Source organism: Chitinophaga sp. (assembly GCF_039596155.1).
In the GTDB taxonomy this organism is placed as follows: domain Bacteria; phylum Bacteroidota; class Bacteroidia; order Chitinophagales; family Chitinophagaceae; genus Chitinophaga.
Window position 1 is genome coordinate 68,739 of record NZ_JBCNKF010000005.1, and the last position, 25,636, is coordinate 94,374.

Consider the following 25,636-nt stretch of genomic DNA (forward strand, 5'->3'; position numbering starts at 1 on the left):
TTTCGATAAACAATGGAGCTACAAGAACTCATCCAGGCTGCATGGGGAAACCGCAGCCTGCTACAGGAATCTACTTACAGCGATGCTGTCAAAGCTGTTATTGAAGCTGTAGATAAAGGAAAGCTCAGGGTAGCAGAGCCCACAGGAGAAGGCTGGAAAGTCAATGAATGGGTAAAGCAGGCTATCCTGATGTACTTCACTATCCAACCAATGGAAACCATAGATCTCGCACCATTCGAGTTCTATGATAAAATGAAGCTGAAATCCAACTATAAAGACCTGGGGGTACGTGTAGTACCTCACGCGATTGCCCGTTATGGTGCTTTCATCGGTAAGGGTGCGATCCTGATGCCTTCTTATGTAAACATTGGTGCGTACGTAGACGAGTGCACTATGGTGGATACATGGGCAACGGTAGGTTCCTGCGCGCAGATTGGCAAGAACGTACACCTGAGTGGTGGTGTTGGTATTGGCGGTGTATTGGAGCCCCTGCAGGCTAGTCCGGTGATCATTGAAGATGGTTGTTTCCTGGGTAGCCGTTGTATCGTGGTAGAGGGAGTAATTGTAGAGAAAGAGGCGGTACTGGGTGCAAACGTGGTATTGACCAAGTCTACTAAAATTATTGACGTAAGTGGTCCTGAGCCTATTGAGTATAAGGGTCGTGTACCGGCACGTAGTGTGGTGATTCCTGGTACATATACCAAGAAGTTCCCTGCTGGTGAATACCAGGTACCTTGTGCGCTGATTATTGGTCAACGTAAAGAGTCTACAGATTTGAAGACGAGTCTGAATGATACGCTGAGAGAGTTTAATGTGGCTGTATAAGCTGCTTTGCTCTTCGAAAAAAAGGCTGGCCTTGTAATAGGGTCAGCCTTTTTTGTGTAGGCGTTGGAGGTAGGTTGGAATTATTTTTAATAAAAATTTGGAATAATGAAAAAAGTGGCTACCTTTGCAATCCCTTAACACGGAATCAGTTGCCCAGATGGCGAAATTGGTAGACGCACTGTGTTCAGGTCGCAGCGCTCGCAAGGGTGTGCTGGTTCGAATCCAGTTCTGGGCACTTGGAAAGGTTGATAATCAATGGATTATCAACCTTTTTTCTTTTGTACTTGTCGTAATTGTGCCATAGTACATGAGGTTCGGGGATCAAGTTGAATTCTTGGGGGATTGATCCTGTCAGGCATAAATTTTGGATAACCTAAACAGGAAAAATTCTACATCTCTCCCCCCTCTCATCGCATTTCTAAACGCTTTGATCTTCGCATTAAATGACTCTGCGGCTGCATCGGTAGCTCTGTTGTTGAAGAATCGAGCCTTTGCGCCCTTTGGCCTCCTTATTGGTAACAATGGTAGAAAGTTCTCCGCTGGCAAAAGCTGTCTCGTCTATACTTAGATAACGACCCATATTTTGTTCGAAAAGCATCCACTCTCCGGCATGTCCTTTTTGATCCCATGTGCACTAATCGCTGAGATGATGTTTGTATTGTTGCTGTAACTGCTTGCCATCAATCTGGAAGAAATGGTCTAAAACTGTAGGACTAACGGGACTTTCGTCCAAGTGTTTCTTTTAAAAAAAGACTGAACTCTTTGGTAATACGAGCCCCGTCACTGACAACATCCCAGTCTCTGGTTGAAGCTTAGATATATCAATGCTAATTTGGGCGAGCGTAGTAGTTAATACGCAGTTTCCTGCTGCGCTTACTATACTTATCACGGCACCGATGAGTTCACAGGAAGAAAGGTAAATTCAAAATCAAATTCTGGCTGTTTAATTCAAATTCATTTGGAGAAACATAACCTCCCACAAGTTATAAATCCAGGAAGAAAATCGAATCCGTTCAGTCCTGCTTTGGGCAATACTTTCCCGACAGTTCATTGTTATTCTTTTCGCTGTATTACTATTCCACCAAATCTTGCTTCTTGTGCAAAGAATTCCTTTCCATCTATCAGACACTCGCAAAATTGTTCGGTGTCATTTTCCTCAATAATTTTTCCATCTCTATCTTTTCTAATGATTTTAAAACCACCTGTAAATCCCAGGTTGGAGAACGTTAACAAATTTCCTTTTTTGTCGAATATTTCTTTTGATGCGCAGTCTCTACAAATATATTTAGGATATCGTCCCTGGTAATGTACTATTTTATAACAATTCGCACACCATTGTATTAATTCTGTTTTTTTGTATTCTTCACTCCAAACACTGTTCTGCCATTCATTGATTTGGTTATACTCGTTGTAAGTAAATTTATGCTCCCTGCGCAAGTTGTTAAAATAGAATATTATGGGTTTCGCTAATACAAGAGATCTTTCAGATATACCTCGATGTATCTTAAATTGAATAAACCACTTTTCATTCTTTACAAAGTCTTCCCAATATTCTTCTATATTTGAATACACCTTGAATTCAACAAATTTCATTGTTTCCCAGGCTTCATATTCAGCTGGTATTTTATCGCACTTAAAAAGTATGAAGGTATTTGAGGAAAAAACTAATTTATAAGTACACGAATTGTCAATGTAACCAATAACAATTTCGTTCTCCTTTAGCTTGCTAAGCTCTTTCAAATGGAATTCAGTCAGATTAGGTTTGGCATCAACTATTTTCTTTTGTTCTTCTCGTTCCCGGATAGAGCGATACAAGCTCTCAAGTAAGTTTTCTCTTTTTTCCTGTCTAAATGCAATAGCTTCACTTGAACTGATCAATTTGCCAGACTCAATTTCATAAAGTTCTTCTTTTATGGCATCACTGTTCCTGTCTGATTCAAAAACACGTTGAGCGACTAATTTATATCTTTTGTCATCGCTTATCAATTCTGTTTGGTTATAATTAAAATACTTTTTCCAACCCTCAAATTCTAAAATTTCTAAAGTACCTAAGTCGATTTTAAATTCCTTTGTTGGAATTGACCACCCATTGTAGCCATTGTCCTTCCATTTTGATTTGTCCTCACATGATACCGAAACAACTAAAAGCTTTGATTCGTAGTCAATAAATGTTTGTAATAATTCCCAACCTTTTTCAGGCTTTAATTCAAAATCTCCATACTCACATTTTCGAGGTCTGAATGACTTGCTTTTTATTATTTCCATTTTCCTTTTGGATTTTATGACTACCAAAACTAAAATAGATGTAATTGTCCAATTCCCCAAGTTTCTGCATAACTAATATGCGTGTCTACAAATTCCGGAATTGCCATTATCCCCTGATCGTCTATCGTATATATGGCAGTAAATTTTGTAACCACCAAATAATTGGATCTGGATCAATATAAGGAGGCATCATTGTACTGGAATTCGCTGGCACTATAGAAAAGGCTAAATCATTTTGACATAAGTTTACTGATAATCAATCCTAACCGGTTTGAAAACTTACCGCTACCGGGCATCTGGAAAGATTGATAGTCGATAGATTATCAACCTTTTTCCTTTTGTGCTTGTCGTAATTGTGTCGTATCAGGGATTATTATTGACACACAAAATTTGTGGTACTTCTCTAGTAATTCCAAGCCCTAAATTTTTTGAAGAACATCCTCTACCCATTGTATCGTTAGGATTTATAACTATCTGTAAGTATAATTGAATCCCACTTTTAATAATGTATGCATAACAATAAAACATGGCTACCATAACTGATGCCAGATTTCCCATTAGATAGGAATCATTGAACTTATTGTGATCAGTTCCGCCCTCCCGGTGTTTTAAACTTGTGGCTAATTTTAATGCACTAAAGAAGGTCTGTGCATGTGGAAGATTGTGCATTAAAGCCACAGTTAAAAAAAATTCGCTCAAAGACTCCTTTTGCAAAAGGGACTTTCTACATTAAAAGCCGGATTACAATTAAATCTGTTTCAATCATCGGGGAAGGCTAATAACAAATTTAATAATTCAACTGTTTCAAATCCTACTTCAGTAATTCGGAGAATTTCTTTTGATTTATCGCATCAAAAGCGAGTTTAGGTGAAATCCGACTAAGCATATACAACATCTTTGTAGCACCTACACGAATAGTAAAATGGTTTCGATGCAGACCATTGATTAATCCATCGACTAATTTTTCAGTTGAAATAGCCTGTCCTTCAAAACCATCTGCCATTTCAGTTGCCACAAGTGGTGGTAAAAGTTCAAATACTTTTACCTTACTTTTCAAGATCTTTAAATGGCTTCTTAATGTTTGAGTATAAAACCGTAATGCTACTTTGCTTGCAGAATAAGTAGCTCCCAGATTTGCAGGTACATAACTTAAGATGGATGTGGTATTAATGATAGCAGATTCATTTCGGGAGTTCAACATTTCCATAAATAAATTATTTAGGCGAATTACTCCCAGGTAATTAATATCCATTTCATATGCCGCTCTATCATAATGTGCTGAACTAGGTTTCCCGAAATTTATTGGCTTGCTATTCACACCTGCATTGTTGTATAAGATATCTATTCCTCCCAGTTTTTCCACCTGATCAAGGAGTGACAAGGCATCGACTTCATTTGCTACATCGCTCTTAATTACCACCAAAGCAGGTAGTATTGCTTTGGCGGATTTTAATTTCTCTTCATTCCGTCCTGTGATAATCACATTGGCACCTATTCCCAAAAATCGTTTTGCAGCTTCTAAACCAATTCCAGATGCTCCACCGGTAATTAGTATGGTTTTACCTTTCAGTTCCATTTTTAAATTTTTTACGCTAAATTTGCTTGCATTTTGCAAGTGCAACATACAAACCACTTTCAAAACGCAAGTGATTTTTTGTAAGCTTTATGAAAAAAAAATTAAATAAGAGGTCAGACTGCCCAGTCAGCTGTTCACTAGATATTTGGGGAGATAAGTGGTCTCTGTTGATAATCAGAGATTTAATGTTTGCAAATAAGTGTACTTATGGGGATTTTTTAAAGTCGGAGGAAGGAATAGCAACAAACATACTGGCTTCAAAACTACAAGGTCTTGAAGAAAATGGCATTATAGAGAAGTCTGAGCACCCTGATAGCAAAGCAAAAGTTTTATACAGACTTACTTCCAAAGGGATTGGTCTATTACCCATTTTGATTGAAATCCATTTTTGGGCGGAGAACTACTTTCCGATACCAGAGAATGTCAAAGCGGTAATGAAAGAAGCAAAAAAGGATAAAGATCTCTTTATTAAAAAATTAACGGCAGAGCTAGAAAAATGACGTTACCTTTCGAACGCATAGAATATCGCCACTTAAATATTGTTCTTAATTTCTTTCAGATATTCGCTGGGTGTAACACCTGTAATCTTTTGAAATGTTGATTAAAGGAAGATGTTGTTTTACAACACGAACTGATAGATGGCATGTTTAATGGTATTGACATGTATCGTCTTTTAAGACAGTTCGTCCCCTAATCCAGGGCATCTTGATATCCCATGCAATCCCCATAATATTTATCCGGCTATCGAAGGCTCCGTGCAACATTACGCTTCATTGTAGGCACTTCGCACCCGACGAAACTTAATTGTTAGTGGCAACTCTGCGGACGACATACTTCACAACATTGACAAACGACAAAAATTACCGCCCTTTCAATATCTTTCTACTGATCTTATCAGCCATATTCAAGACACTGCTTTCCGGTAAAAGTCTGTTGAACAGTTTTAGCATAGAAGCATTCGGGTCAGGCGAAAATTCTGTTTTACCTTTGTTGATAGCGTTAATTACTTTGCCTGCAAAGTCCTGAACATTCGCACCTTTTGAAGTAAACCCTAGTTGTTTGGGCATTTCAGTATCAACCTGAGACGGCAGAATTTCAACAACTTTAAAATTTGTTCCTTTCAGTTGTTGCCGTATCATTTTTGTAAACACGCTTAAACCCGACTTAGACGTTGAATATAAACCCAAAACAGGAAAAGGGAAAATTGCAATAGACGAAGTAACATTGACAATTAAATTATTTGCCAACTTGTTTGCCTGACTGACGAACTGTTGCGTAACAGCGATCGCACCCGACAAGTTTGTGTTTATTTTTTCAAAAATCCGGGCAGAGGACAAAGCCGATTTGGTAATGTCCCATTGTTCAACGACACCTGCGTTATTGAACAAAACATCTAAAACCATTCCGTCTGTTTTTATTCTTTGAAAAAGTTCATCGATTTCATCGGGAACAGACACATCGGCAACGTAATACGACACATTTTTATTCGCAGCAGCCACCTTTTTTAGTTTATCTTCATTCCGTCCGCAAATAATTACTTTATTGTCATTTGACAACTTGTTTGTAAGTGTTTCGCCAATTCCCGAACCTCCACCTGTAATTAAAATCGTTCTTCCTTTCAACATAAATTTTCGTTTTGAGTTGCAATGTAAACTCAACGATATATTTTTGCAAGTAGTTACAAGAAAGTAAACTAATAACCCAAAAGTTATTGTTGCTGATAATCAAACCAATAAAACGAAAATAAAAATGAAAAAATGTGCGAATAACTTAGAATCATTGCAATTTCTCTTGCAGGTTTTGGGCGGAAAATGGAAATTGCATATTCTTTCAATATTATATTTCGGAAAGAAACGTTTTAAAGAATTGGAACGGGAAATAGATGGCATTTCAGCTAAAATGCTCATCAAAGAATTGAAAGAACTGGAAGCCGCAGGAATTGTAAACCGACAAACATTTAATACTGTTCCAATAACAGTTGAATATAGTTTGACACCAGACGGCTTAACAATGAAACCCTTGCTTGATCAAATGAACGAATGGGCGATAAAATTTCAACAGACAACATCAAAAAAATAGCAACTATTGACAACTAAGCTTCGTCGGGTGCTACAGCATACCTGATAGTAAACAACTATCTTACGGAGCGGAAATGTTGGAAAAAAACTAATGAAGAAGAAACGCCCAAATTACGAATGGATGTTTTTTCTCAAAGAGCATTGATGAGGGTGAAATTATCTGACTGGCTTATTGCTACAACTCGTTTAATTAGTCTTTATCTTCTCCAGTTTACAAAAATTCCTTTTAACAGCAAGATAAAAGGGGCCTGCTTGCTTCTACAACCTGTTACATTATACATCTGACGCTGCTTTCCTGGAGCATTATTATACCAATAGCCCTGCCATGAAAAAAGGCCTGTAAGCCTCTAACTTACAAGCCTTTCTAAAATTATAGACACTTGCCATTCTCAATGCCAGCTGGTACTTAGTACTATCGACTGGCCCGGCATGAGTATTATAGCCTGCGCCCCCTGTTCGTGTAAATAAATTTTCAAGAAATCAGCTTATTCAACACAGGAATGGCATTTTTTAGCAGGGCGATTTCTTTTGCAGACAATTTCTCAGGGATCAGCTTCTTAAGGTATTCATCTTTGCTATCTCTTAAATTCTCCACCAGCTCTTTACCGCTCGTCGTCAAAGAAACATGTACTTTTCGTTTATCATCTTCGGCCGGTGTTCTTTTAATGATCCCGTCAGCTTCCATTTTTTTGAGGATCTGCGACATGGAAGGAGTGCTGATCCGCGTGATGGTGGCCAGGTCTGTTGGGAGTGTTTTCCCGGTTTTGAAAATATGAAAAAGTGTTTCCATCTCCGTCATGGAATAGGAACTGGCTTCCGCCATTTCTTTTCGCAAAGCTTTATGAAAAGCAGAGTTGAACAATCTTAATTGTACGCTTAATTCGTCCAGATGCATGGGTACCAACTTAAAATTTATCTTACAGCACATTATATCAGCCTTCACTATCCGATCGCGAAGATAATATTTTTGCCGGCCGCCCCAATTTATGCGGGACGATAAATGTCATCAAGCACCTGTACAGCCGCGTCATCCAGTACAACGGTCGCTGTTGCCATATTTTCTTCCAGGTGTTCGATACTGGCGGTACCGGGTATGAGTAAGGTGTTAGGGGAATGTTGGAGTAACCAGGCCAGCCCTACCTGTGATGGCGTAACCTGCAGTCGCTGTGCAATATCAATCACGGCCTGCTCCGTCGTCACTTTGGGCCAGTGCGGAGCTGCACCACCCAGGGGGAAAAATGGCACCCAGGCAATATTATGGGCGAGGCAAAAAGCGAGCATATCTTCAAACTCCCGGCTTACCAGGCTGTAGGCATTTTGCACGCAGGCAATACCTGCAGGCACCGCATGCTTCAAGACATCGAGATTTACACCACTCAGGCCAATTGCGCCGATCTTACCAGCAGTACGTAAGGCAATCAGTTCTGCAAGCTGGTCATCAACATTTACCAGTTGATCTGCTTCCGGGATCACCCCAGGCCCTGCGTCCAACCGGCGGAGGTTTACAAGTGGCAGATGTGCTACCCCCAGGCTCTCCAGATTTGCTTCCACTGTGGCTCGTATCTGCTCGGGGCGCTGTGCCAGCGTGAGAGGGTGTGGGCCTTGCGGATTGGGATTGGCACCTACTTTGGTCGCCACCACTATCCCATCAACATGTTTAATTAGCTGGGCAATCACCCGGTTGACAAAGCGGTTGCCATAGAATTCTGCGGTATCGATATGGTTCACGCCCAGTTCTATGGCGCGTTCCAGCACCGCGGTGGCCTTCTCCGGCGCATCCCCCCAACTCCTCAATTGCATGGCACCGTAACCTATACGGGCCACTGGCTGTCCGGCCAATGTATAAAGTCCACCAGGGGCTGGCTGTTTTGCTGGCTTGTTTTGTGCTGATCTGTCCATGATTTCCTTTCTATTTACTAGATTAACTAATTAGTTTACCTAACAAATATAGTAAAATATGACATACGCCTGTCAATTTTCTACTACCGGATAATGGTGCGATATAAGGCAACGGCGTTATGGAAAACCTCCCGGGCAAAATGGTCTTTGGGCAAACAGGCGCGTGCCAACAATTTCAAACGCACATGACAGCATCTGTGATTGCATAGAGGAAGGTTAAAGGTTTGTCGCTTTGCAGCTCATTAAAGAAGCAGCAAACAAACATTTCTTTACTCCTGTTTATTGGATGCTGTGAAGGTAATAGCAAGATGACAGATGATATCATCACCGGAATTGATCTGGTGAAGCAATAACGCAAAGCTATCATGTCCCATCTAACCCAAAGATTTTTAGCCGTAAAAAGTTGTAAAAGATGCGTAAAACATGTGTAAACCGCCTATAACCGGGAGCTAATGATGTATTTTGCACGCATGAAGCCATTTGCTCTATTCGGATCTTCCATCATAATAATTTTTATTTTAATCTCTGCTGTTGCTTCTATCAATAAAAAAGAGGGAATTCCTGAGAAGCATTTAGAAGTTGTGTTACGTGATATAGGTCATCAACTTTTGCTCTCAGCTAAAGATTCTTCGTCCCGGGTGCTGCCGGTTAAGCAATTAAATGAAAATACCTACCAGATCTCCTTTCAAAATGACCTCGGGGTTATTTCGGATACACTCATCAATTTAGTTCAACGAAGCTTTCAAAATAATGCCCTGGCAAACAATTACATTGTGAGTTTAAAGAGTTGTAAACCAAAGGAAACTGTCTTGGCATTTGAAATAAATAGTCAGGCAGGCAATTTGACACCTTGCCGGGGGCGTAAGCTTGAGGTGGGTTGTTATATCATTGAAATTGAATTCCTGAAGAAAACTCCATTTAATTACTTTTTGTTGTTGCTATTAGTTATCCCTTTGGGTGTCGGTGGATTTTATGTAAAAAATAAGACGCCCCGGAAAGAAGAAGAGATAATACCCATCCCCGATAATAATGATTACCTGCAATTGGGAAGCTTTAAATTCTACGCAGATAATAATATGCTGAAAACTGAAGATAATGGTATCACACTTTCAGAAAAAGAAACAATCGCACTAAAAATATTTGCCGAAAATATAAATCAGGTCGTAGAAAGAGAAAAACTGATGAAAGAAATTTGGGAAGACAAAGGCCTGGTAGTCATCAGTAGAAATGTGGATGTCCTGGTATCAAAATTACGTAAAAAATTAAGCGACGATCCCACCATTAAGTTTATTAATGTGCCCGGCAGGGGTTACAAATTTACTATTGAGTAAATACCTGTTAAAAAAGCATAAAACAAATTAAATTGGTTGTTTAATACGATAAATGAAACTATTTCAGGAAGCGTGTAAGTTTTGTATAATTAAAGCTAAAAAACCGGAGTCGTAAACCCCGGTTTTTATCTTTATACAGTTTTTGAAAATCTACTCAATAACGCAGCCAACGTTGCATAGATACAGCCGACTTTACTTTAGCCATTGTCTTTGTGAATAACCGCATCATTATTAATCAGCAGGTACCTAATACCCGCCATCATTAATATTACCAGCATCAAAACTACCAAACCCACCAACATAACGTCATAATAATCCCTAATAGAACGTGTTATAATCTGCGTCCTCACCAACTGGTCGAAATATGCAGATGTCCCCCCACTTCCGGTATGAGGATCGTTTCCAAACACACTATACCCTTCCTGAATCCGGCTAACCGTTTGCCCTAAATGTGGATTCATTTCATTCAAAGATTCACGAAGCTTTTCCCGAACAACGCACCTGCTATAAAGCTGCAAATAATTATTAATGCCGACACTCAAACAAAACCCAACAAATCTGAAAAATATTCCCAACATGGAAACATTATAAGCAAATTTTTGAGGTGCTGCTGATACTGTAAAAAATACAATTGGCACAAACAAAATACCACACGCAGCACCATGCATCATCATTGGCAGTATGAACTGACCTGTTGTTCCTGTAACAGAAACAAAGTTTAACATATACACATAAAAGCCCCCTAACACCACAAAACCAGTAATAATAATACCCACCAGTGATCTTCCCTTCAACACAAACCTGGCAGTTACAAACATAGCCAACACGATACCAGCAATATTCGCTATCCAGACAGGAATTAAATGGAGTGGGTCAACTCCCAAAGCAATCTGAATATGGGTATAAGCCAAACTATTTGTTCCCTTGAACACATAAAACGCGATAAGCAGGAAAAATCCGATAGTGACGAATGGATATTTAAAAACCTTCAAATCAAATAACGGTCTTTTAATGCTTAATTCCCTGACGACAAACAAGACCAATATCACACTTCCTGTTCCAGACAAAATTAGTATCAGCGGACTATCCAGCCAGTTAAGCTGTTGTCCATACACACATACAAATCCAAATACACAACAAAAAACAGCATAAAATAAATACCCCATCCAATCAACCTGGTAAAGCGGCACTTTCTTATGAAAACGGGCATGCGCATTCATTGTCACCAGTACCAAAAGAAGCGTAGGCACCATCATGACGCACAAACCATAAAATAGCCATTGAAAATCAAAGTAATGCAACATGGTAGTACAATAAATAGCTGCAATGGGCAACGACGTTTGTAAGCCACCATAAAATACCGTGTAGCCAATCGCCCTGGACCGTGTTACATGCAAACGGGGAAATATCAGATTTAATACAACACTGCAAAGTAATGCACAAGCGATCCCCTGCCCAAACCTACATACCATGAATACGCCAATATGCTTTGTATAAAAACAAACGGCATAGGTAATGAAATTAAGCGCAATGCCAGCCAGGATGTATTTCCGCGGCGATAAATTCTTTACTATACGATAATCCAATCCAAAAAATCCTACTCCTGCTGCATATAGCAGGACTATTGAATACAAGACATCCGTCGGCTCCATGCCGTAATAGCCGATGGCACTTTCTGCATTACCAGAATATAAACCAAAACCCAATAATGATGTGAGCAGTATGGCGAAGATAACCAGCCTCGCCAGCCATTCGGGCACCCACGCTCTAAAAACCGGTATATGAGCAACCTGCATACTACTATTTTATGATGAACACGCTGGCATTCATACCAGGCGCGAGTTGATTATAATTACTATTCAGCTTAATGCGTACAGGAATCCGCTGTGTTACCTTTACGAAATTGCCGGTCGCATTATCCGGTGGCAGTAGTGAATACCTTGACCCCGTTGTAGGAGAAAGCGATTCAATCGTGCCTGTAAAAACTTCATTCGGAAAAGCATCCACCTTAATTTTAGCTGCCTGTCCTGGGCTAAAATGACTCACCTGTGTCTCTTTAAAATTAGCAACCACCCATTTCCCTTCATCCTTATTGATTAAAAAAGCAAGCGTCTGTCCTGGCTGCACCAACTGACCCTCCTGTATGGTTTTCTTGCCTAGCTGGCCGTCAAATGGGGCTTTAACAACTGTATAACGGATGTCAAGCTCCTGTCTTGCCAGTATGGCCTCTTTGCCCTTTATTTCAGCTGCAATTGCTATCCTTTGTGCACGAAGGTCGTTCAACTTCGCCTGTGCGGCCTTCATGGAAGCAACAGCTTCCTCATACGCTGATTTATCAATCAACAGTGCAGCTTGTACCCCCTCAAACTTTTGCCGGGTCGTTGATTCCTCCTTTAAAAGGTTCACATAACGATTATACTCCTGTTGCTGATGTTCCAATTTTGCAAGTACACCAGGAATACGGGCGCTGATAACATCAATGTTTCGTTGCTGGGTCTCTTCGCCAGCATTTAACACATCGAGCTTTGCGCGGGAAATCGATAGATCCGCTGCTGCTGCATCACCTTTTAACTGAAATTCATCTGCAACAATTCTTAAAAGCGTATCTCCTTTATGCACTACCTGATTATCTTTAAAATAGATCCTGTCAATATATCCACCGATCTTTGCACTGATAGGAGCCAGATAGGCATCTATCTGGGCATCATTCGTCTGCTCATATTGGCTGATATCGATTAAATATTTTCCACCCCAGCAAACAAGTACCAGCAATAATACAATTCCGAACCACTGCGTTACACTTATTACAATAGTGTCCGATTTATGTTTACTCATTTTTATGTTTTGTTTAATTTATAGAATACCTGTTTTGGCTAACAACCTGATATAACTCAGCCGGATATTAACTGTTGCAGCAGTGAGTGCAAATTTTGACTCAAGCAAACTATTCTCCGCATTGAGTAAGTCAGTTAACAGCGATTCCTGGTTTACATAACTGTTGCGAATTACACGTACACTTTCCGTGTTTTGTTTGATATTTTCCTCTGCAGTCTTGAACTCTTCAGCAGCTTGTTGATATTGTAAATATGCCTCTTTAATATCTGCAGACAATTCATCCTGCTTCATCTTTACCATCTCTGTTTGCCGGGCAATGACATTCTTTGCCCTCGCTAACAGATGCTTATTTTTATACAGGTTCTCCAACGAATAGGTCATCTTCACACCCATCTGCCCAAATGACCAAAGCTGATTGGAATATGGATAATATGATACCTGGGGATATGTATAATTGTAATAAGAAAAAAGAGACACAGTCGGAAGTATATTGGACCTCACCTGCCTGATGCCGAGATTGGCTAACTTTAACTTGTTTATTTCTATTTTATAGGCCGGAGATTGAGCAAGTGAAATGTCTACGTACTCCTGGTAGCTGTTATGCTGATCCGGTTCTGACTGTTTGATGCTGTCTTCATATGAAATGACCACTGAATCTTCGCTACCATGTCCCATCAGGATATTTAACCGTTGGGATGCAATCTGAATTTGCTTATTCAATTGGGATAAGCTAAGTTCCAACTGAGATAATTTCACCCTGCTTCTCAAAACATCACTTTCCAGCACGGTGCCATTTTTATAAAAACTCTCAATGGTTTGTAATTGCTTTTTCTGTGTTGCTATTTCTATAGACAGGAAATCCCGGAAATGAAGAAACTTGTAGAGATCATAGAATACAACGGCTGCCAGGTAGTGTACATTATTCCGCTGCAGGCCATACTCATTTTGCATTTTAAGTTTTTCTTCTTCACTTATCCTGATGTTCCTGCTGTTCTTCCCCCCCTCATAGATATTTAAACTAAAAGAATATCCAAATCCATATCCATATTTGGATACCGGGAAAAAGTCCGGAGAAGAAAACAATCCATCCGGATATATTCTGAACTTCGTGTTGTGCAAAGCACTCCCGGAGATTGCCAGTGAAGGCAGCAGATTGTCCCTGGAAATATCAACATTGATAATACTTTCGTTGAATGCAAGGCTGGATAGCTTTAACTGACTGTTACCTGCGTCCACTACGTTCCAGACCTGCTCAAGTGTTAATGAGTCTTTACTAAAATGCTGTGCGCGCGACTTCCCTGGCACTGGTAACAAAAACACTATTAATAATAGCGTATAAGTAAATAGGTCTCTGTTCATGTTATTCTAATCTTGACTGAAGTGTGGTGATTATAAGATGTGCAATCAGGTACTACATCAATATATACCTGAAAAGAGCTTCGATCGGCTGGCGTAACTGATTGAGCTGAACGGCCGGCAACACCTCTTGTCCGGTGCAATTGATTGTGCCCGGCGTAGTAAGTAGATAACGGCGCTTGTAGCGCCCTGCCTCGGTCATCATAATAAAAAACACGTTTATTACGATCTGGTTAGGAATATCAAGTGTAAAAGTGCCTGCTCGCCGGCATTGATCCAAAAGCGCATCGAGGATCGAAGCTATCCTGGTTTCTATTCGCTCAATGTATCCTCTTAAACCAATAGCTATATTGCCATTACGGGCTTTCAAAAAAATTAAAATAAGATGGTTTTTGCCGAGTAGTCTGCTCAGAAAATCAGCTATAAAAGCTAATAGCTGTTCAATAGGGCTATCTGTTTCCCGGTTACATGGTAAATGCAGCATAATAAGCTGCTCGGTTGCCTTCAGAATGTGTTCAAGTATTTCTTCTTCAGACTGATAATAATGATATATCGACGGGATATTCACCTTTGCGCTATCTGAAATAGCCCTCATCGACACGTCGGAAAAATCAACGGCTGCGTAAAGGTCTTCGGCTGATTGAATGATTCGTTTGCGCGTAAATTGTTCTTTCATCTTCAAAGTGTTTTATCTGACACAATGCAAAACTATTTCACCTCGCTGGGGATCATTTTATATAATTAGCCTAAAAATTGCTTATTTTGGCCAGGTGAAACGTATTGAAGAATTAATTAAGATTATTGACGAATACCCCGAGACCATCCTTGTGGTCAGACAACAAACTGAACAAAAGCTGGCGGCCCACAAACATGATAAAGGGCAATTATTGTTAGTATTCGGGGGTATCGCTTACCTGCAGACCAGTGAGCGGGACTACTACATTCCATCCCATCATTACGTGTGGATACCCAAAAGATACCTTCACAATCTCATGTTCAACACACAAGACCTCTTTATCATCAACATTTATTTCCCAGATAAGATTGAAGCAGATGCGCCATTTTATAATGAATTAGGTATATACCCTGTAAGTAAATTGCTTTCGGAAATGCTCGCTTTTACAGAGCGCTGGCAGGGGAACTTTTCAAACGGGACGTGGGAATACGAATATTTAAATACCATTAAACATCTTTTGCCAAAAGAAAACCTGAAGAAATTTACCATTCAGTTACCCACCACCGACGACAAAAAACTAAATGAAATTAACAATTATCTTCGGGGCAACCTGAGTGAAGGGGTGAATATGGAAGATATTGCCAACCGGTTTTGTATAAGTGTGCGTAGCCTGACAAGACTTTTTCAAAACAAACTACATATCTCGTTTCTACAGTATGTTAAAATGCTACGGATTATTCGTGCAATGGAACTATTAAAAGGAACAGATCTGAGCATAAGTGAAATTGCATATGAGGTGGGTTATTCAAATATGTCAGCATTCAGCAATACCTTTGCACAGATGATCAACATGCGACCCAGTGAGTTCAGATCAATGCTATAATTTTATATTTACAACCTGATTGCAGCAATAATTGAGATAGGTGGATATAGGAAATGCTGCATTCATGATATACTAAAGATGCAATTTTCCCACCTGCTGCTCATAAGACAACCATACGGGGCAGGGTTATCAGGGATTGTATGCTCCCCAAAAAAACTTACATGGAAAAGTCTATATAAAAAGTACTACCCCCTGCTAAAATAAAAAACCCCGGCCAGCTGCGCTAAATGCCTGCCGACCGGGTATAAAAAAAACACAAACGCATGTCAATCACCAGCCCCACCAAACTACTGAATATCCCAAATCCCTCCTGCACGTTCCAATTCAATCAATGAAGTCGCATAATTATACAATGTCTGGTAATAACTCTGCTGTACATCATTATATGTCCGCTGTGCATTCAACACCTCCAACAACGACGTCTCTCCCCTCCTGTAACTGTAAATCTTTCCATCCATTACTTTCTTAGCTTCTTCCAGCATACCCATCTTAAACTGATTCACCTGCTTTCTCGTCGCCTGATAATTCAGATATGCCTGCGTCACTTCCGCCTGTATTTGTAACTCTACCTCGCTATACTGAACCTCCGACTGCTTAATGGTATATTCTGCCCTCTTTAATTCCCCCTTATATCGATTAGAGAATTTCAACGGTATCGTTAACCCAAGCGAAGTATTCGTATATCCCGGTGTAGGCGCTATGATATTCTTCGCTTCTGCATTCACCGTCGCTCCCAGCGATACGCCAAGATCTAAAGCCCGATTGGCCCTCGCCAGTTTCAATGCCCGCTCAGATACATTCCTGTTTTGCAATGCAGCCTTTAAATCTGCCCGGTTGTTCTGTGCTGTGGTAATAAGCGAATAAAGATCATAGTCCCTTTCCAGTTTCTCGAAATTCCCGGAAGGGATCAGCAATGTATCCGTCTGTGGTTTCCCCACCATCATTGCCAGTTGAGAAATACTGGTTTTCCAATCTGCTTCTGACTGGTATACATCGTTCAGCAGGGAATTGGCTTCGAGCTTCGATTGTCTGGCATCAATTTCCATAATAGACCCCGCTTTAAACCGAATCGAATCTGCATCTGCCAGGGACTTCATCGCTTTGTACGAATCCAGTGTCACCTGGAAAAGTGATCGCTGCTTTAAAGCGAGAAAATATGCCGTTGCTGCATCCGCCCGCAGGTTGCGAAAATAATCCTCAAGGAGGTTTTTCGATAACTCCAGTTCACTCTGCGCCAGGTTCACCCTCGCTTTTCGCTTACCGCCCAGTTCAAACGTCTTACCCACACCCGCGGTCGCACCATACCCTAACTTGAGTGATTCATTCTGGTTGTTAAATGCACCCACGCTTAATTGCGGATCGGGGAATATCTTCGCTGTTTCAATATCCGCCTCTGCCATATTCACATTATACTTCTGCGCAACATAACCCAGGTTATTTTTGCCTACCAGGAACAAATATTCATTCACCTCCAACCCTCTTTTATTAAAAGACGTATCCACCTGGCAAAAGGATTTTCCTACTAACAACTGCGACACCAATAGTAAAAGCCCGCACTTCAAATGACTCAACTTTCTTTTCATTTGATTTCTATTTAAACACTTTGAATATTGTCCTTTTCAGGTGTAAAATCATTGTTACCCCACTTCTTCTCCATGAGATAGTACAACGGAGGTAGTACAAACAGCGTGATGGTCGTAGCTACAAACAAACCATACACTATCACTGTGGCCAACGGTCGCTGTACATCTGACCCAATTCCCGTAGCCAGCGATGCCGGCAGTAAACCGAGCGCTGCTACTGTAGCTGTCATCAGTACCGGACGGAAACGGTCTTCAGCCCCCTTCAATACTGCTGTCAACAGTTCCATTCCCTGCTTGCGGAGATTGTTGATATGCGATATCATAATCACACCGTTTTGAACGGCCACGCCAAACAATGCTATAAAACCAACAGCTGATGATACATTCAATGTCATCCCTCTTATATTCAAAGCTGCCATACCACCAAACAACGCAAGCGGCACTACGGTCAGGATCAATCCTGCCTGACGGAATTTTCCGAATGCGCCATAAAGCAGGATAAACATAATAGCCAGTGCCAGGGGAACAATCACGGCCAATCTCGCATAAGCCCTGTTCTGGTTTTCAAACTGACCACCCCAGTTGATTTTATACTTCTCGTGGTCATACTTTACCTGCTGTTCAATTTTCTGACGGGCCGTCTTCAGGAAAGTTGACAGATCGGTACCTCTCAGGTTGAGTTTTACCGTCAAATGCCGCTTGTTCATCTCCCGGGTAATTGTACTTTCTCCTGTCGCAGTTTTAACAGTTGCTACCTGGGAAAGGGGAATCTTCACTCCCGTTTGTGATGTCAACATCAGATTAGCGATCTTTTCCGGTGTATTCCGGCTATCTTCATTGTAGCGGCAACTGATGTCGTACACCTTATTACCTATAAAGACCTGTGATACTGCCTTTCCACCTATAGCCACCTCTATCAGCTCCGATACATCGCTCACATTCAACCCATATCGCGCCACTGCATCTCTGTCTACCTGTATTTGTAACTGTGGTAACGGTGGCTCCTGGTCGATGGCCAGGTCAGCAGCTCCAGGTATCTGTTTCAATGTAGCGAGCACCTCTTCCGCAATACGCCTGGTTTCTTTAAAATCTTCCCCATATACCTTTACTACCAGCTCACTGTGTGCGCCGGATATCTTGTCCATTACCCCATCAATCATTGGCTGACTAAATCCTACCGTGTAACCAGGCATTGCTGCATATTCTGCCGATAGCTCATTGATCAGGTCATATTTTGTTTTTCCCGCTGGCCAGTCTTTATATGGCTTCAAACCAATAGAACATTCAAAGTGAGAAGCTGTCCAGGGGTCTGTACCATCGTCGTTCCGACCCGCCTGCACCATCATGTAAGTCACTTCAGGATACTTCAGTGTATGTTGCCGCAGGGAATCACTCATCTCTCTTGATTTCTTCAATGAAATGCCGGGAGGTAACTGCACCTGCAGCCAGATGGAACCTTCATCAAGCGGTGGCAGGAAGTCCTTACCTACTGTAATAGTCAACACAACAGCCCCCAACAGTACAAGCCCAAGGGGTACAAACACCCTCCCCGGGTTCTTCATGGCCCGTTTGCCTCCCCTGTCGTATGCAGCGGTTAATCTTTCCAGCCATTTGTTATGATACATCTTCCTCGGCTTACGATACACTGCATAGGCAAGTCCGGGTATCAGCAACAGGGCCACTGCCAGCGCACCTAATAATGCATATCCAACCGTGAAAGCCATCGGCGTGAAAAGCTTCTTTTCCACCCGTTCAAAGGAAAACAACGGCAGGTAAGCTGTAATGATGATAATAGTCGAGAAAAATACAGGTTTCGCGACCTCTGCTGCCAGTTGACCAATCGTCATCTCCCCCAGCTCTTCAAGCTCGTTCTGCTCCCTCCTTTTCAGGATGCTTTCCATCATGACGATTGAACCATCTACTATGATCCCAAAATCAATCGCACCGAGTGATAAGAGGTTGGCGGGTATATGCGTAAGATGCATCAGGATAAAAGCTATCAGCAATGCCAGCGGAATGGTGATCGCAACCAGCAAAGCACCCCGCCAGTTGCCAAGGAATACGATCAATACGATAATAACCAGGGTCATCCCCTCCAGCAGCGTATGTGATACCGTATGCAGGGTGGTCTCTACCAGGTTGGTCCTGTCCATATAAGGCCTGATCTTCACACCGGGAGGCAGGATATTATTGTTAAGATCCTCCACGGCCTGATGTACACCCTCCAGCACCTTAGACGGATTCTGTCCTTTTAAAAGCAGCACAATACCTTCATCCCCTTCGCTGTAATTGACCCGCCTGTCAGTATATCCCAATATCCCTTTTCTTTCCAGGTTCCCCAGTTTCAGTGTACCCACATCTTTCAGGAAGACAGGCACCCCGTTTACTGATTTCACCACTACATTTCCCAACCCGTCCAATGATTTCACCAATCCTATTCCACGTACTACATATCCCAGATCACCTCTGGTGAGTACACTACCTCCCGCATTGGCATTATTATTATTAATGGCTGTCTGAACATCTGTCAGGGATAACTTGTATTCTTCCAGTTTCCTGGGGTCTAGTTCAATCTGGTACTGTGTGGTAATTCCTCCAAAATTAGTAACGTCTGCTACACCTGCTACCTGCTTGATGCGTGGTATTATCGTCCAGTTCTGCAGGTCAGTAATTTCCCGCAGGTCATGGTTGTTGCTTTCTATAATATAACGGTACACTTCCCCAATAGGCGAAGTAAGCGGGTCCAGGCCCGGTTGCGCGCCGTATGGCAATTGTACATCATTCAGGCGCTCCTGTATACGCTGCCGGCTCCAGTAATCCTCTATCCCATCATCAAATACAATCACTATCACTGAAAGGCCAAAAGTGCTCTTGCTACGCATCACATGCATCCCCGGCATACCATTTAATGCCCGCTCGATGGGAATGGTTATCTGCTGTTCCATTTCCTCGGCTGCAAGCCCCGGCACCTGGGTAATCACCTGTGATGTGACATCAGCAATATCCGGATATGCTTCTATCGAAAGTTGCTGCCAGGCATAGTACCCGAACAAGCCCAACAAAACAAACAGTGCTACAAACAACCACCGTTTTTCTATTGCAGTAAATATCATTTTTTTCATGACCGATCCGCGTAAATTGATTTATTTATTTTGCTGCGCTGAGATAAAACTCGCCTTCTGTTACGACCCTGTCCCCATCCTTCAATCCGGATTTCACAATGATCTTATCTGCTGTTGATTCCGACGATGTTATCTTGCTTCTGACATATTTTCCCGGCTGCACTTCCCTGAATACATAACTCTGGTCATCGCCCTGTAATACCGCTTTGGCAGGAATTACAATGGCCGCAGCAGGTGCATTGATAAAATTTGCAGTCACGTACATACCTGGTTTAAGGGTATGGTCTTTATTATCACATTCTATTAACACCTGCACACTGCGGGTGTCTTCATCTACCAGCTCACTTACATGAAACACTTTCCCTTTGATATGTTTCTCCGGTAATGCAGCTACTTCGATATTACACTCATCCAGTGCATGTATATACCGGATATCCTTCTCCTTTATCTGCCCTGCTACCCATACTTTTGATAACTCGGCAACAATCGCCACGCTGGAAGAATTATCATTAATGAACTTTCCAACTACTATCTTATTATCCAGGATCTCTCCCGCTATAGGGGATCGTACTACCAGGGGTTGTCCCAGTGCCAGGTTATCAGGATCTGCCTTGAATATCTTGATGCCCACTACCGCATTCTCGTATTCCCGCCGGGCTACTTCATACGCCGTTTGCGCTTCCTCCAGGTCCTTCTGTGTACCTACACCATGATCAATCAGGTCCTGCTGGCGTTTCAACGTTTTTTCGGCCAACTGCATCTGGGATTTCTGTTGAAAGAATATTTTTTGTGCTGTCATGAAATCAGGAGAACTAATTTCAAAAAGTGGCGTACCTGCGGATACGATCATTCCGAGCTTCATATAAGACTGTGTGACCCTTCCGGAAAAAGGCGGGGCTATTTCAGCAAACTGTGTCGGGATGGCCTTTACGGTACCGGCAGTGAGCATTTGCAAACGATATGGTTCGCTTTGTATAACAGACACTTTTAGCCTGCCTTTCAAATTTGAACTTTCAGGGACGATCACAGTATCTCCATGTACTGTAAAATTATCGGTCTCATGTTCCGTCTGCTTACGGGCGCATGCGGCTAACACCACCATTGTGCTGATGCATACAATAACCTTTTTCATTGCTGTTATCTTTTATAAAATGTAATTTGTAGGTACTTCTTATAGCTATTTTTCGAATCGTTGGATAAGCCAGCCCTTTGCCAGCTGTGCTATGATACAATAGCTGGTCAAAAAAATGCGCTAACCAGGAAAAGGATGTCCACTGTAATGGCTGCATTTTCGATACACCGGCAAAAAGTGCAAAAAAGAAGGCACCAACCAACCCGATAGAAAAAGGCTTTGATGTACAGGTGTATGGGCCTTCAGTACAAAATACAACACTGCAAAAGTGGCATGGCCTCAGAGAGAACTGACCGTTCCTTAACAAAAAGCGGCATTGATCATTGTCCCCTGGTTTTTTCCGGGGCAAAAGTAAACACACCCTTCTTAGGGCGCCATTAGAGAACAGACAGAATATTATTAGAAAATCATTAGAAGTAACTACACATGCTGTAACTCAATCGTAAAGATAGTTCCGGCATCGAGGTCAGATACGACGCTGAGGGTGCCGCCGTGCAGCCGTATAATCTTTTGCGTTAAGGACATGCCTATACCATTGCCGTCTGCATATTTTTTGTTGGTACCCCGGTAAAAAGGTGTAAAGATATTCGGCAGGTCTTCTGGTGCAATGCCTACGCCTGTATCAGAAAAGCGTAAAATAGTACGCTGATTGTGGAAACTAATAGCGACTGTAGACTGGTGATTATCTGAAAATTTACACCCGTTCTCCATTAAGTTGATAAATGCTACGCCTAACAGGTATTCGTTGCCTTTTACTGTGATATAATGGTCATCCTCAATTTCTCCTTCGAAAACAACGTTTACATGGTAATCTGCATTTGATTTTAATACCTGCCTACGGGCATCCAGCAGGATTTCATCTACGCGTATTTCTTTAAAGGCAATGTTAGAAGGATCATAATTTGCTTTTGCGAGATCCAGCAACCCATTGGAAAGCTTTGCCATTTTTTTTGCATCGGCGAGCGCGAGTTGAATCACTTCTTTATATTCATAAATATTGCGTTCCTTATTAAGTGACAGCTCCAGTTCTGCAATAATAGTAGACAATGGTGTCCGCAGCTCATGCGCAATGTTTGATACAAAGTGTTTCTGTGCGTCAAAAGAATTTTCCAACCGGTCCAACATCTGGTTGAAAGTAACGGCCAATTCTGCGATTTCATCCTTTCGATTCCCTTCATCTACACGAAGGTGCAGGTTGGTAGCCGTAATTTCTTCAACGTTCTTCACCATTTTAGATACCGGTCGTAATGCTTTTTTTGAAAAGAAGCTCCCGGCTACCAACGTCAGTATGATAGCCATAGCAAAACATATAATCAACGTGTATTTAAGGTTGTTGAGCTTCTTTAATCCGTATACATCCAATGCAGCAGCAGTAATGACATAATTTGAGCCATTGTGGGCGTACAGGAAACCTACTGCCTGTACCTGCCCCATATAAAATTGTATTTCCTTTACCCGGACAATACGGTTGATCATCTTTGCAGTTTCCTTCACTCTGTCAATACCTACGGCATCGTGGTACAACAGGTGGAAGGTCGTATCGTAAATTGCCACCTCCTCTTCTGATAGTGCATTCGGCGCATTTTTATAGATCAGTTGCAGCACATCCGGCGCTATTCTGGCATCCAGCAAAAGATTTGCTTTGGTAATGGCCTGCTGCCGCAAACGCTTAAAGTACTCATCTTCCCGGTTCTCAGCATAGGCAATGTAAAGCACAGATGCAAATGCCAGCAGTAATGCAGCAAACAACACAGTGAACAGTAATGTAAGTTTAAGCCTGATCTTCATGATCATCCTTCTTTAAGTATGAAACCAACTCCGGGTTTGGTATGTATTAACTTTACTTCGTAATCTTTGTCAATTTTCTTCCGGAGGTAGTTAATATACACATCAATAAAATTTGTACCGGTATCAAATGTCGTGTCCCATACTTTTTCCGCAATTTCCACCCTTGTCAATACCCGCCCGCTGTTTCGCATCATATACTCCAGTAGCTTAAACTCTTTAGGGGTGAGACTGATTTCTTTGCCATTACGTAATGCACCCATCGTTTGCAAATTCAGCTCCAGGTCCGCTATTTTCAAAATAGAGCTATTGCTGAAAGATACCATGTTGTGGCGTTTGGTAACATTCCTGATACGAGCCAGCAGTTCCCTGAAATCAAAAGGTTTTACCAGGTAGTCGTCAGCACCTGCGTCCAGTCCTTCCACCTTATCATCGGTAGTGCCCAGGGCAGTAAGCATAATTATCGGGAGGTGGGGTTTGGCGGTCCTGATCTGCCTGCACAGATCCAGCCCATTTATCTGTGGTAAAATAACATCCATTATGATGATGTCATACTCGTACTGTAACGCCATTTTCTTGCCAATGGCACCATCAAAGGCCAATTCTACAGAGAATTGCTGCTCTTCCAATCCCCTTTTTATAAGGTCGGCTACCCGATGTTCATCTTCAATAACCAGGACTTTCACATTAATTTTATTTTACAAGCATCTGTTAATATACCCGTAAATATAAGTATTGCCGCGAAAAGGGAAAATTCGTACATATAGAAAAAACAACTACCGGGTGATGCCTGCACATTGCCCTGTATTTCATGAGGATCGAAGCTATAGCCCAAAAAGCCGGGCAAGACTACCCGGCTTTATTACCTTCACTGTATCTATATGACGGAAAATTACTGTTATGCTCTTTAGATACAGTCTGCGTGTTCTATTTTTAAAGTATAAATTGTAAGACTGGTTTACAGCTGATAAAACACCCCGATGTTCCCCTGGATCCCGGCTATAGGCTCGTTATACTTATCAACCTTTCTACCGGCTACCACTTTCCGGTTTTCATTCACGATGTCAAAATCAGGTTTAGCATAATTATAATTCGCACCTATCAGTACGCCAAAATGATTTGTCAAAGAATACCTTAGATTGAAACCGCCTTCAAGTCCTAACGCACCTGCAGTTGCTTTCCTTTGAATCAGCTGATTGCCAATACCATCTTCCAGGTATACTTCATTACCGGGTAGTGTGGCATGTGTTAACCCCACCAAAGCATGGATATCCAGTTGTAACTTTCCAAACGAAAAATTATAATAAGGGCCCACTAAAAAATTCAATGTCTGGTTTTGTCCCTTGATGTAAACGGTTGTACTATCCAGATCAAAGTCTTCTTTATATCCTTCAGCCATCCCTTTCGAATTGTTAAAGCCATAATGCGTATAAAAGAAATGCCCGCCGATACCCCAGTTGGAATTTTTGAAAAAATAGGCGCCGGTAATACCCAGGTTAAAACCATCTTTTGCAAAACCAGATTGACTATTATAATAGTCGCCTTTTGAATAGTTGCCGCTTACTGTCGACACCCCTCCTGTTATGGCGATAAAACTTTTACCAGTTGGCTTCACCGGCTTTTTATCCTGCGCAGGCAATACAGTTGATATAGCTAAAAGGCTCAAAACCGAGCAGGCATAAATTATCTTTTTCATAGTTACACGTAAATTTTAAAATCATTTAATCCGGATAGTGAAGTTTACATCAGCATCTGTTGAACCTGGTGCACAGGTACCATCTTTTACATTGGGCTGGTGTCTTAACTGTACGTTTAGCTGCCCGGTTCCTGCAGCGCCGGTCGTGAACAGATCTGTCAGACCAACTTCCAGCGCGGGCACATTCGTATCTTTATCCGTACGCGTTACAGTCAGATTAAGACTGGGAGAGGCTGTAAAGCATATCAGGTGATAATTCTGCCGCTCTTTTATTTCGGCAGTTACATCTCCGATCGGGTTAGTGGTTCTGTCCTGGAATAATACCTCCACATTATATTTTTGATTCGCCTGCAGGTTTAATACAGGTGTATTAATACTATCAGGAGGATTTGAGATGAGTGTTGTATCTGTCCAATATGCATATTGAACGTCACTTGCATTATTGGCATTGGTCACTTTTAAACCAACGGTAGTTAAAAACTCATTTCCCGGAACCGGTGGCGCTACAGCTGTCTCATCTTTCTTACAGGAATTCATGATGGTAGCCAATACAACCAGCAGTGATGCGGTGGTTAGGATTTTTTTCATACTTAT

General features: G+C 41.6%; 21 protein-coding genes and 1 tRNA gene. 6 read left to right on the forward strand and 16 right to left on the reverse strand.

Annotated features, from left to right (window positions below; genetic code table 11):
• Nucleotides 1-12 precede the first annotated feature (12 nt).
• Both ABDW33_RS06435 and ABDW33_RS06440 read left to right on the forward strand, forming a co-directional pair.
• Nucleotides 13-825 carry a 2,3,4,5-tetrahydropyridine-2,6-dicarboxylate N-succinyltransferase gene (locus ABDW33_RS06435; protein ID WP_343689241.1) on the forward strand — a complete coding sequence of 271 codons (813 nt, stop codon included), beginning with the start codon at nt 13-15 and terminating at the stop codon, nt 823-825.
• A 151-nt stretch (nt 826-976) separates the two neighbouring features.
• Nucleotides 977-1,060 (forward strand) — tRNA-Leu (locus tag ABDW33_RS06440).
• Nucleotides 1,061-1,878: 818 nt separating this feature from the next.
• Here the strand turns inward: ABDW33_RS06440 and ABDW33_RS06445 are convergent.
• Both ABDW33_RS06445 and ABDW33_RS06450 read right to left on the reverse strand, forming a co-directional pair.
• On the reverse strand, nt 1,879-3,090 hold the full coding sequence (locus ABDW33_RS06445) for a hypothetical protein (RefSeq protein ID WP_343689242.1): 1,212 nt from the start codon (nt 3,088-3,090) through the stop codon (nt 1,879-1,881).
• 811 nt (nt 3,091-3,901) lie between these two features.
• On the reverse strand, nt 3,902-4,714 hold the full coding sequence (locus ABDW33_RS06450) for an SDR family NAD(P)-dependent oxidoreductase (protein ID WP_343689243.1): 813 nt from the start codon (nt 4,712-4,714) through the stop codon (nt 3,902-3,904).
• A gap of 41 nt (nt 4,715-4,755) precedes the next feature.
• On the opposite strand from ABDW33_RS06450, the gene ABDW33_RS06455 reads away from it, so the two are divergent.
• Entirely contained in the window at nt 4,756-5,166 is a 411-nt protein-coding gene (locus tag ABDW33_RS06455) for a helix-turn-helix domain-containing protein (RefSeq protein WP_343689244.1), read from the forward strand.
• A 360-nt stretch (nt 5,167-5,526) separates the two neighbouring features.
• Here ABDW33_RS06455 and ABDW33_RS06460 read toward each other — a convergent pair whose 3' ends face one another.
• The gene (locus tag ABDW33_RS06460; RefSeq protein WP_343689245.1) at nt 5,527-6,291 is read right to left on the reverse strand and encodes an SDR family NAD(P)-dependent oxidoreductase; all 765 of its coding nucleotides are present in this window, start codon (nt 6,289-6,291) and stop codon (nt 5,527-5,529) included.
• 124 nt (nt 6,292-6,415) lie between these two features.
• Between ABDW33_RS06460 and ABDW33_RS06465 the strand changes: the two genes are divergently transcribed.
• Entirely contained in the window at nt 6,416-6,745 is a 330-nt protein-coding gene (locus tag ABDW33_RS06465) for a helix-turn-helix domain-containing protein (RefSeq protein ID WP_343689246.1), read from the forward strand.
• Between the two features lie 471 nt (nt 6,746-7,216).
• Here ABDW33_RS06465 and ABDW33_RS06470 read toward each other — a convergent pair whose 3' ends face one another.
• Together ABDW33_RS06470 and ABDW33_RS06475 are read right to left on the reverse strand one after the other, a co-directional pair.
• Nucleotides 7,217-7,639, reverse strand: a complete 423-nt coding sequence (locus ABDW33_RS06470; RefSeq protein ID WP_343689247.1) for a MarR family transcriptional regulator — start codon at nt 7,637-7,639, stop codon at nt 7,217-7,219.
• Between the two features lie 89 nt (nt 7,640-7,728).
• A complete protein-coding gene (locus ABDW33_RS06475; protein WP_343689248.1) occupies nt 7,729-8,643 on the reverse strand; it encodes an aldo/keto reductase in 915 nt (304 codons plus the stop codon).
• A gap of 452 nt (nt 8,644-9,095) precedes the next feature.
• Here ABDW33_RS06475 and ABDW33_RS06480 point away from each other — a divergent pair, with 452 nt between their 5' ends.
• Nucleotides 9,096-9,974 (forward strand): helix-turn-helix domain-containing protein, encoded by an 879-nt coding sequence (locus ABDW33_RS06480; protein ID WP_343689249.1) that lies wholly within the window; start codon nt 9,096-9,098, stop codon nt 9,972-9,974.
• Nucleotides 9,975-10,171: 197 nt separating this feature from the next.
• Here the strand turns inward: ABDW33_RS06480 and ABDW33_RS06485 are convergent, their stop codons facing one another.
• Genes ABDW33_RS06485 through ABDW33_RS06500 form a run of 4 tightly spaced genes read right to left on the reverse strand, consistent with a single transcriptional unit; the run spans nt 10,172 to nt 14,841 of the window.
• Nucleotides 10,172-11,770, reverse strand: coding sequence for an MFS transporter (locus ABDW33_RS06485; protein WP_343689250.1), 1,599 nt, complete (start codon nt 11,768-11,770; stop codon nt 10,172-10,174).
• A gap of 4 nt (nt 11,771-11,774) precedes the next feature.
• Nucleotides 11,775-12,809, reverse strand: a complete 1,035-nt coding sequence (locus ABDW33_RS06490; RefSeq protein WP_343689251.1) for an HlyD family secretion protein — start codon at nt 12,807-12,809, stop codon at nt 11,775-11,777.
• 18 nt (nt 12,810-12,827) lie between these two features.
• On the reverse strand, nt 12,828-14,168 hold the full coding sequence (locus tag ABDW33_RS06495) for a TolC family protein (protein ID WP_343689252.1): 1,341 nt from the start codon (nt 14,166-14,168) through the stop codon (nt 12,828-12,830).
• A gap of 52 nt (nt 14,169-14,220) precedes the next feature.
• A complete protein-coding gene (locus tag ABDW33_RS06500; protein ID WP_343689253.1) occupies nt 14,221-14,841 on the reverse strand; it encodes a TetR/AcrR family transcriptional regulator in 621 nt (206 codons plus the stop codon).
• Between the two features lie 94 nt (nt 14,842-14,935).
• Between ABDW33_RS06500 and ABDW33_RS06505 the strand changes: the two genes are divergently transcribed.
• Entirely contained in the window at nt 14,936-15,724 is a 789-nt protein-coding gene (locus ABDW33_RS06505) for an AraC family transcriptional regulator (protein ID WP_343689254.1), read from the forward strand.
• A 287-nt stretch (nt 15,725-16,011) separates the two neighbouring features.
• Here ABDW33_RS06505 and ABDW33_RS06510 read toward each other — a convergent pair whose 3' ends face one another.
• The 7 genes from ABDW33_RS06510 to ABDW33_RS06540 form a co-directional block, all read right to left on the reverse strand.
• Nucleotides 16,012-17,307 carry a TolC family protein gene (locus tag ABDW33_RS06510; protein WP_343689255.1) on the reverse strand — a complete coding sequence of 432 codons (1,296 nt, stop codon included), beginning with the start codon at nt 17,305-17,307 and terminating at the stop codon, nt 16,012-16,014.
• 11 nt (nt 17,308-17,318) lie between these two features.
• Complete coding sequence (locus tag ABDW33_RS06515; RefSeq protein ID WP_343689256.1) at nt 17,319-20,429, reverse strand: CusA/CzcA family heavy metal efflux RND transporter; 3,111 nt, start codon at nt 20,427-20,429, stop codon at nt 17,319-17,321.
• A gap of 25 nt (nt 20,430-20,454) precedes the next feature.
• Nucleotides 20,455-21,561 carry an efflux RND transporter periplasmic adaptor subunit gene (locus ABDW33_RS06520; RefSeq protein ID WP_343689257.1) on the reverse strand — a complete coding sequence of 369 codons (1,107 nt, stop codon included), beginning with the start codon at nt 21,559-21,561 and terminating at the stop codon, nt 20,455-20,457.
• Between the two features lie 420 nt (nt 21,562-21,981).
• Entirely contained in the window at nt 21,982-23,349 is a 1,368-nt protein-coding gene (locus tag ABDW33_RS06525) for a HAMP domain-containing sensor histidine kinase (RefSeq protein ID WP_343689258.1), read from the reverse strand.
• A 2-nt stretch (nt 23,350-23,351) separates the two neighbouring features.
• Nucleotides 23,352-24,032, reverse strand: a complete 681-nt coding sequence (locus ABDW33_RS06530; RefSeq protein ID WP_343689259.1) for a response regulator transcription factor — start codon at nt 24,030-24,032, stop codon at nt 23,352-23,354.
• A gap of 272 nt (nt 24,033-24,304) precedes the next feature.
• On the reverse strand, nt 24,305-25,042 hold the full coding sequence (locus ABDW33_RS06535) for a hypothetical protein (protein ID WP_343689260.1): 738 nt from the start codon (nt 25,040-25,042) through the stop codon (nt 24,305-24,307).
• 21 nt (nt 25,043-25,063) lie between these two features.
• A complete protein-coding gene (locus tag ABDW33_RS06540; RefSeq protein ID WP_343689261.1) occupies nt 25,064-25,630 on the reverse strand; it encodes a hypothetical protein in 567 nt (188 codons plus the stop codon).
• Nucleotides 25,631-25,636 lie beyond the last annotated feature (6 nt).

Bases quoted from the DNA above. Each gene is read 5' to 3' on its own strand.
- ABDW33_RS06485 (WP_343689250.1), bottom strand. From the start codon at position 11,770: ATGCAGGTTGCTCATATACCGGTTTTTAGAGCGTGGGTGCCCGAATGG.
- ABDW33_RS06535 (WP_343689260.1), bottom strand. From the start codon at position 25,042: ATGAAAAAGATAATTTATGCCTGCTCGGTTTTGAGCCTTTTAGCTATA.
- ABDW33_RS06460 (WP_343689245.1), bottom strand. From the start codon at position 6,291: ATGTTGAAAGGAAGAACGATTTTAATTACAGGTGGAGGTTCGGGAATT.
- ABDW33_RS06490 (WP_343689251.1), bottom strand. From the start codon at position 12,809: ATGAGTAAACATAAATCGGACACTATTGTAATAAGTGTAACGCAGTGG.
- ABDW33_RS06520 (WP_343689257.1), bottom strand. From the start codon at position 21,561: ATGAAAAAGGTTATTGTATGCATCAGCACAATGGTGGTGTTAGCCGCA.
- ABDW33_RS06445 (WP_343689242.1), bottom strand. From the start codon at position 3,090: ATGGAAATAATAAAAAGCAAGTCATTCAGACCTCGAAAATGTGAGTAT.
- ABDW33_RS06525 (WP_343689258.1), bottom strand. From the start codon at position 23,349: ATGAAGATCAGGCTTAAACTTACATTACTGTTCACTGTGTTGTTTGCT.
- ABDW33_RS06455 (WP_343689244.1), top strand. From the start codon at position 4,756: ATGAAAAAAAAATTAAATAAGAGGTCAGACTGCCCAGTCAGCTGTTCA.
- ABDW33_RS06470 (WP_343689247.1), bottom strand. From the start codon at position 7,639: ATGCATCTGGACGAATTAAGCGTACAATTAAGATTGTTCAACTCTGCT.
- ABDW33_RS06495 (WP_343689252.1), bottom strand. From the start codon at position 14,168: ATGAACAGAGACCTATTTACTTATACGCTATTATTAATAGTGTTTTTG.
- ABDW33_RS06500 (WP_343689253.1), bottom strand. From the start codon at position 14,841: ATGAAAGAACAATTTACGCGCAAACGAATCATTCAATCAGCCGAAGAC.
- ABDW33_RS06540 (WP_343689261.1), bottom strand. From the start codon at position 25,630: ATGAAAAAAATCCTAACCACCGCATCACTGCTGGTTGTATTGGCTACC.
- ABDW33_RS06515 (WP_343689256.1), bottom strand. From the start codon at position 20,429: ATGAAAAAAATGATATTTACTGCAATAGAAAAACGGTGGTTGTTTGTA.
- ABDW33_RS06450 (WP_343689243.1), bottom strand. From the start codon at position 4,714: ATGTTGCACTTGCAAAATGCAAGCAAATTTAGCGTAAAAAATTTAAAA.
- ABDW33_RS06510 (WP_343689255.1), bottom strand. From the start codon at position 17,307: ATGAAAAGAAAGTTGAGTCATTTGAAGTGCGGGCTTTTACTATTGGTG.
- ABDW33_RS06435 (WP_343689241.1), top strand. From the start codon at position 13: ATGGAGCTACAAGAACTCATCCAGGCTGCATGGGGAAACCGCAGCCTG.
- ABDW33_RS06465 (WP_343689246.1), top strand. From the start codon at position 6,416: ATGAAAAAATGTGCGAATAACTTAGAATCATTGCAATTTCTCTTGCAG.
- ABDW33_RS06480 (WP_343689249.1), top strand. From the start codon at position 9,096: ATGATGTATTTTGCACGCATGAAGCCATTTGCTCTATTCGGATCTTCC.
- ABDW33_RS06475 (WP_343689248.1), bottom strand. From the start codon at position 8,643: ATGGACAGATCAGCACAAAACAAGCCAGCAAAACAGCCAGCCCCTGGT.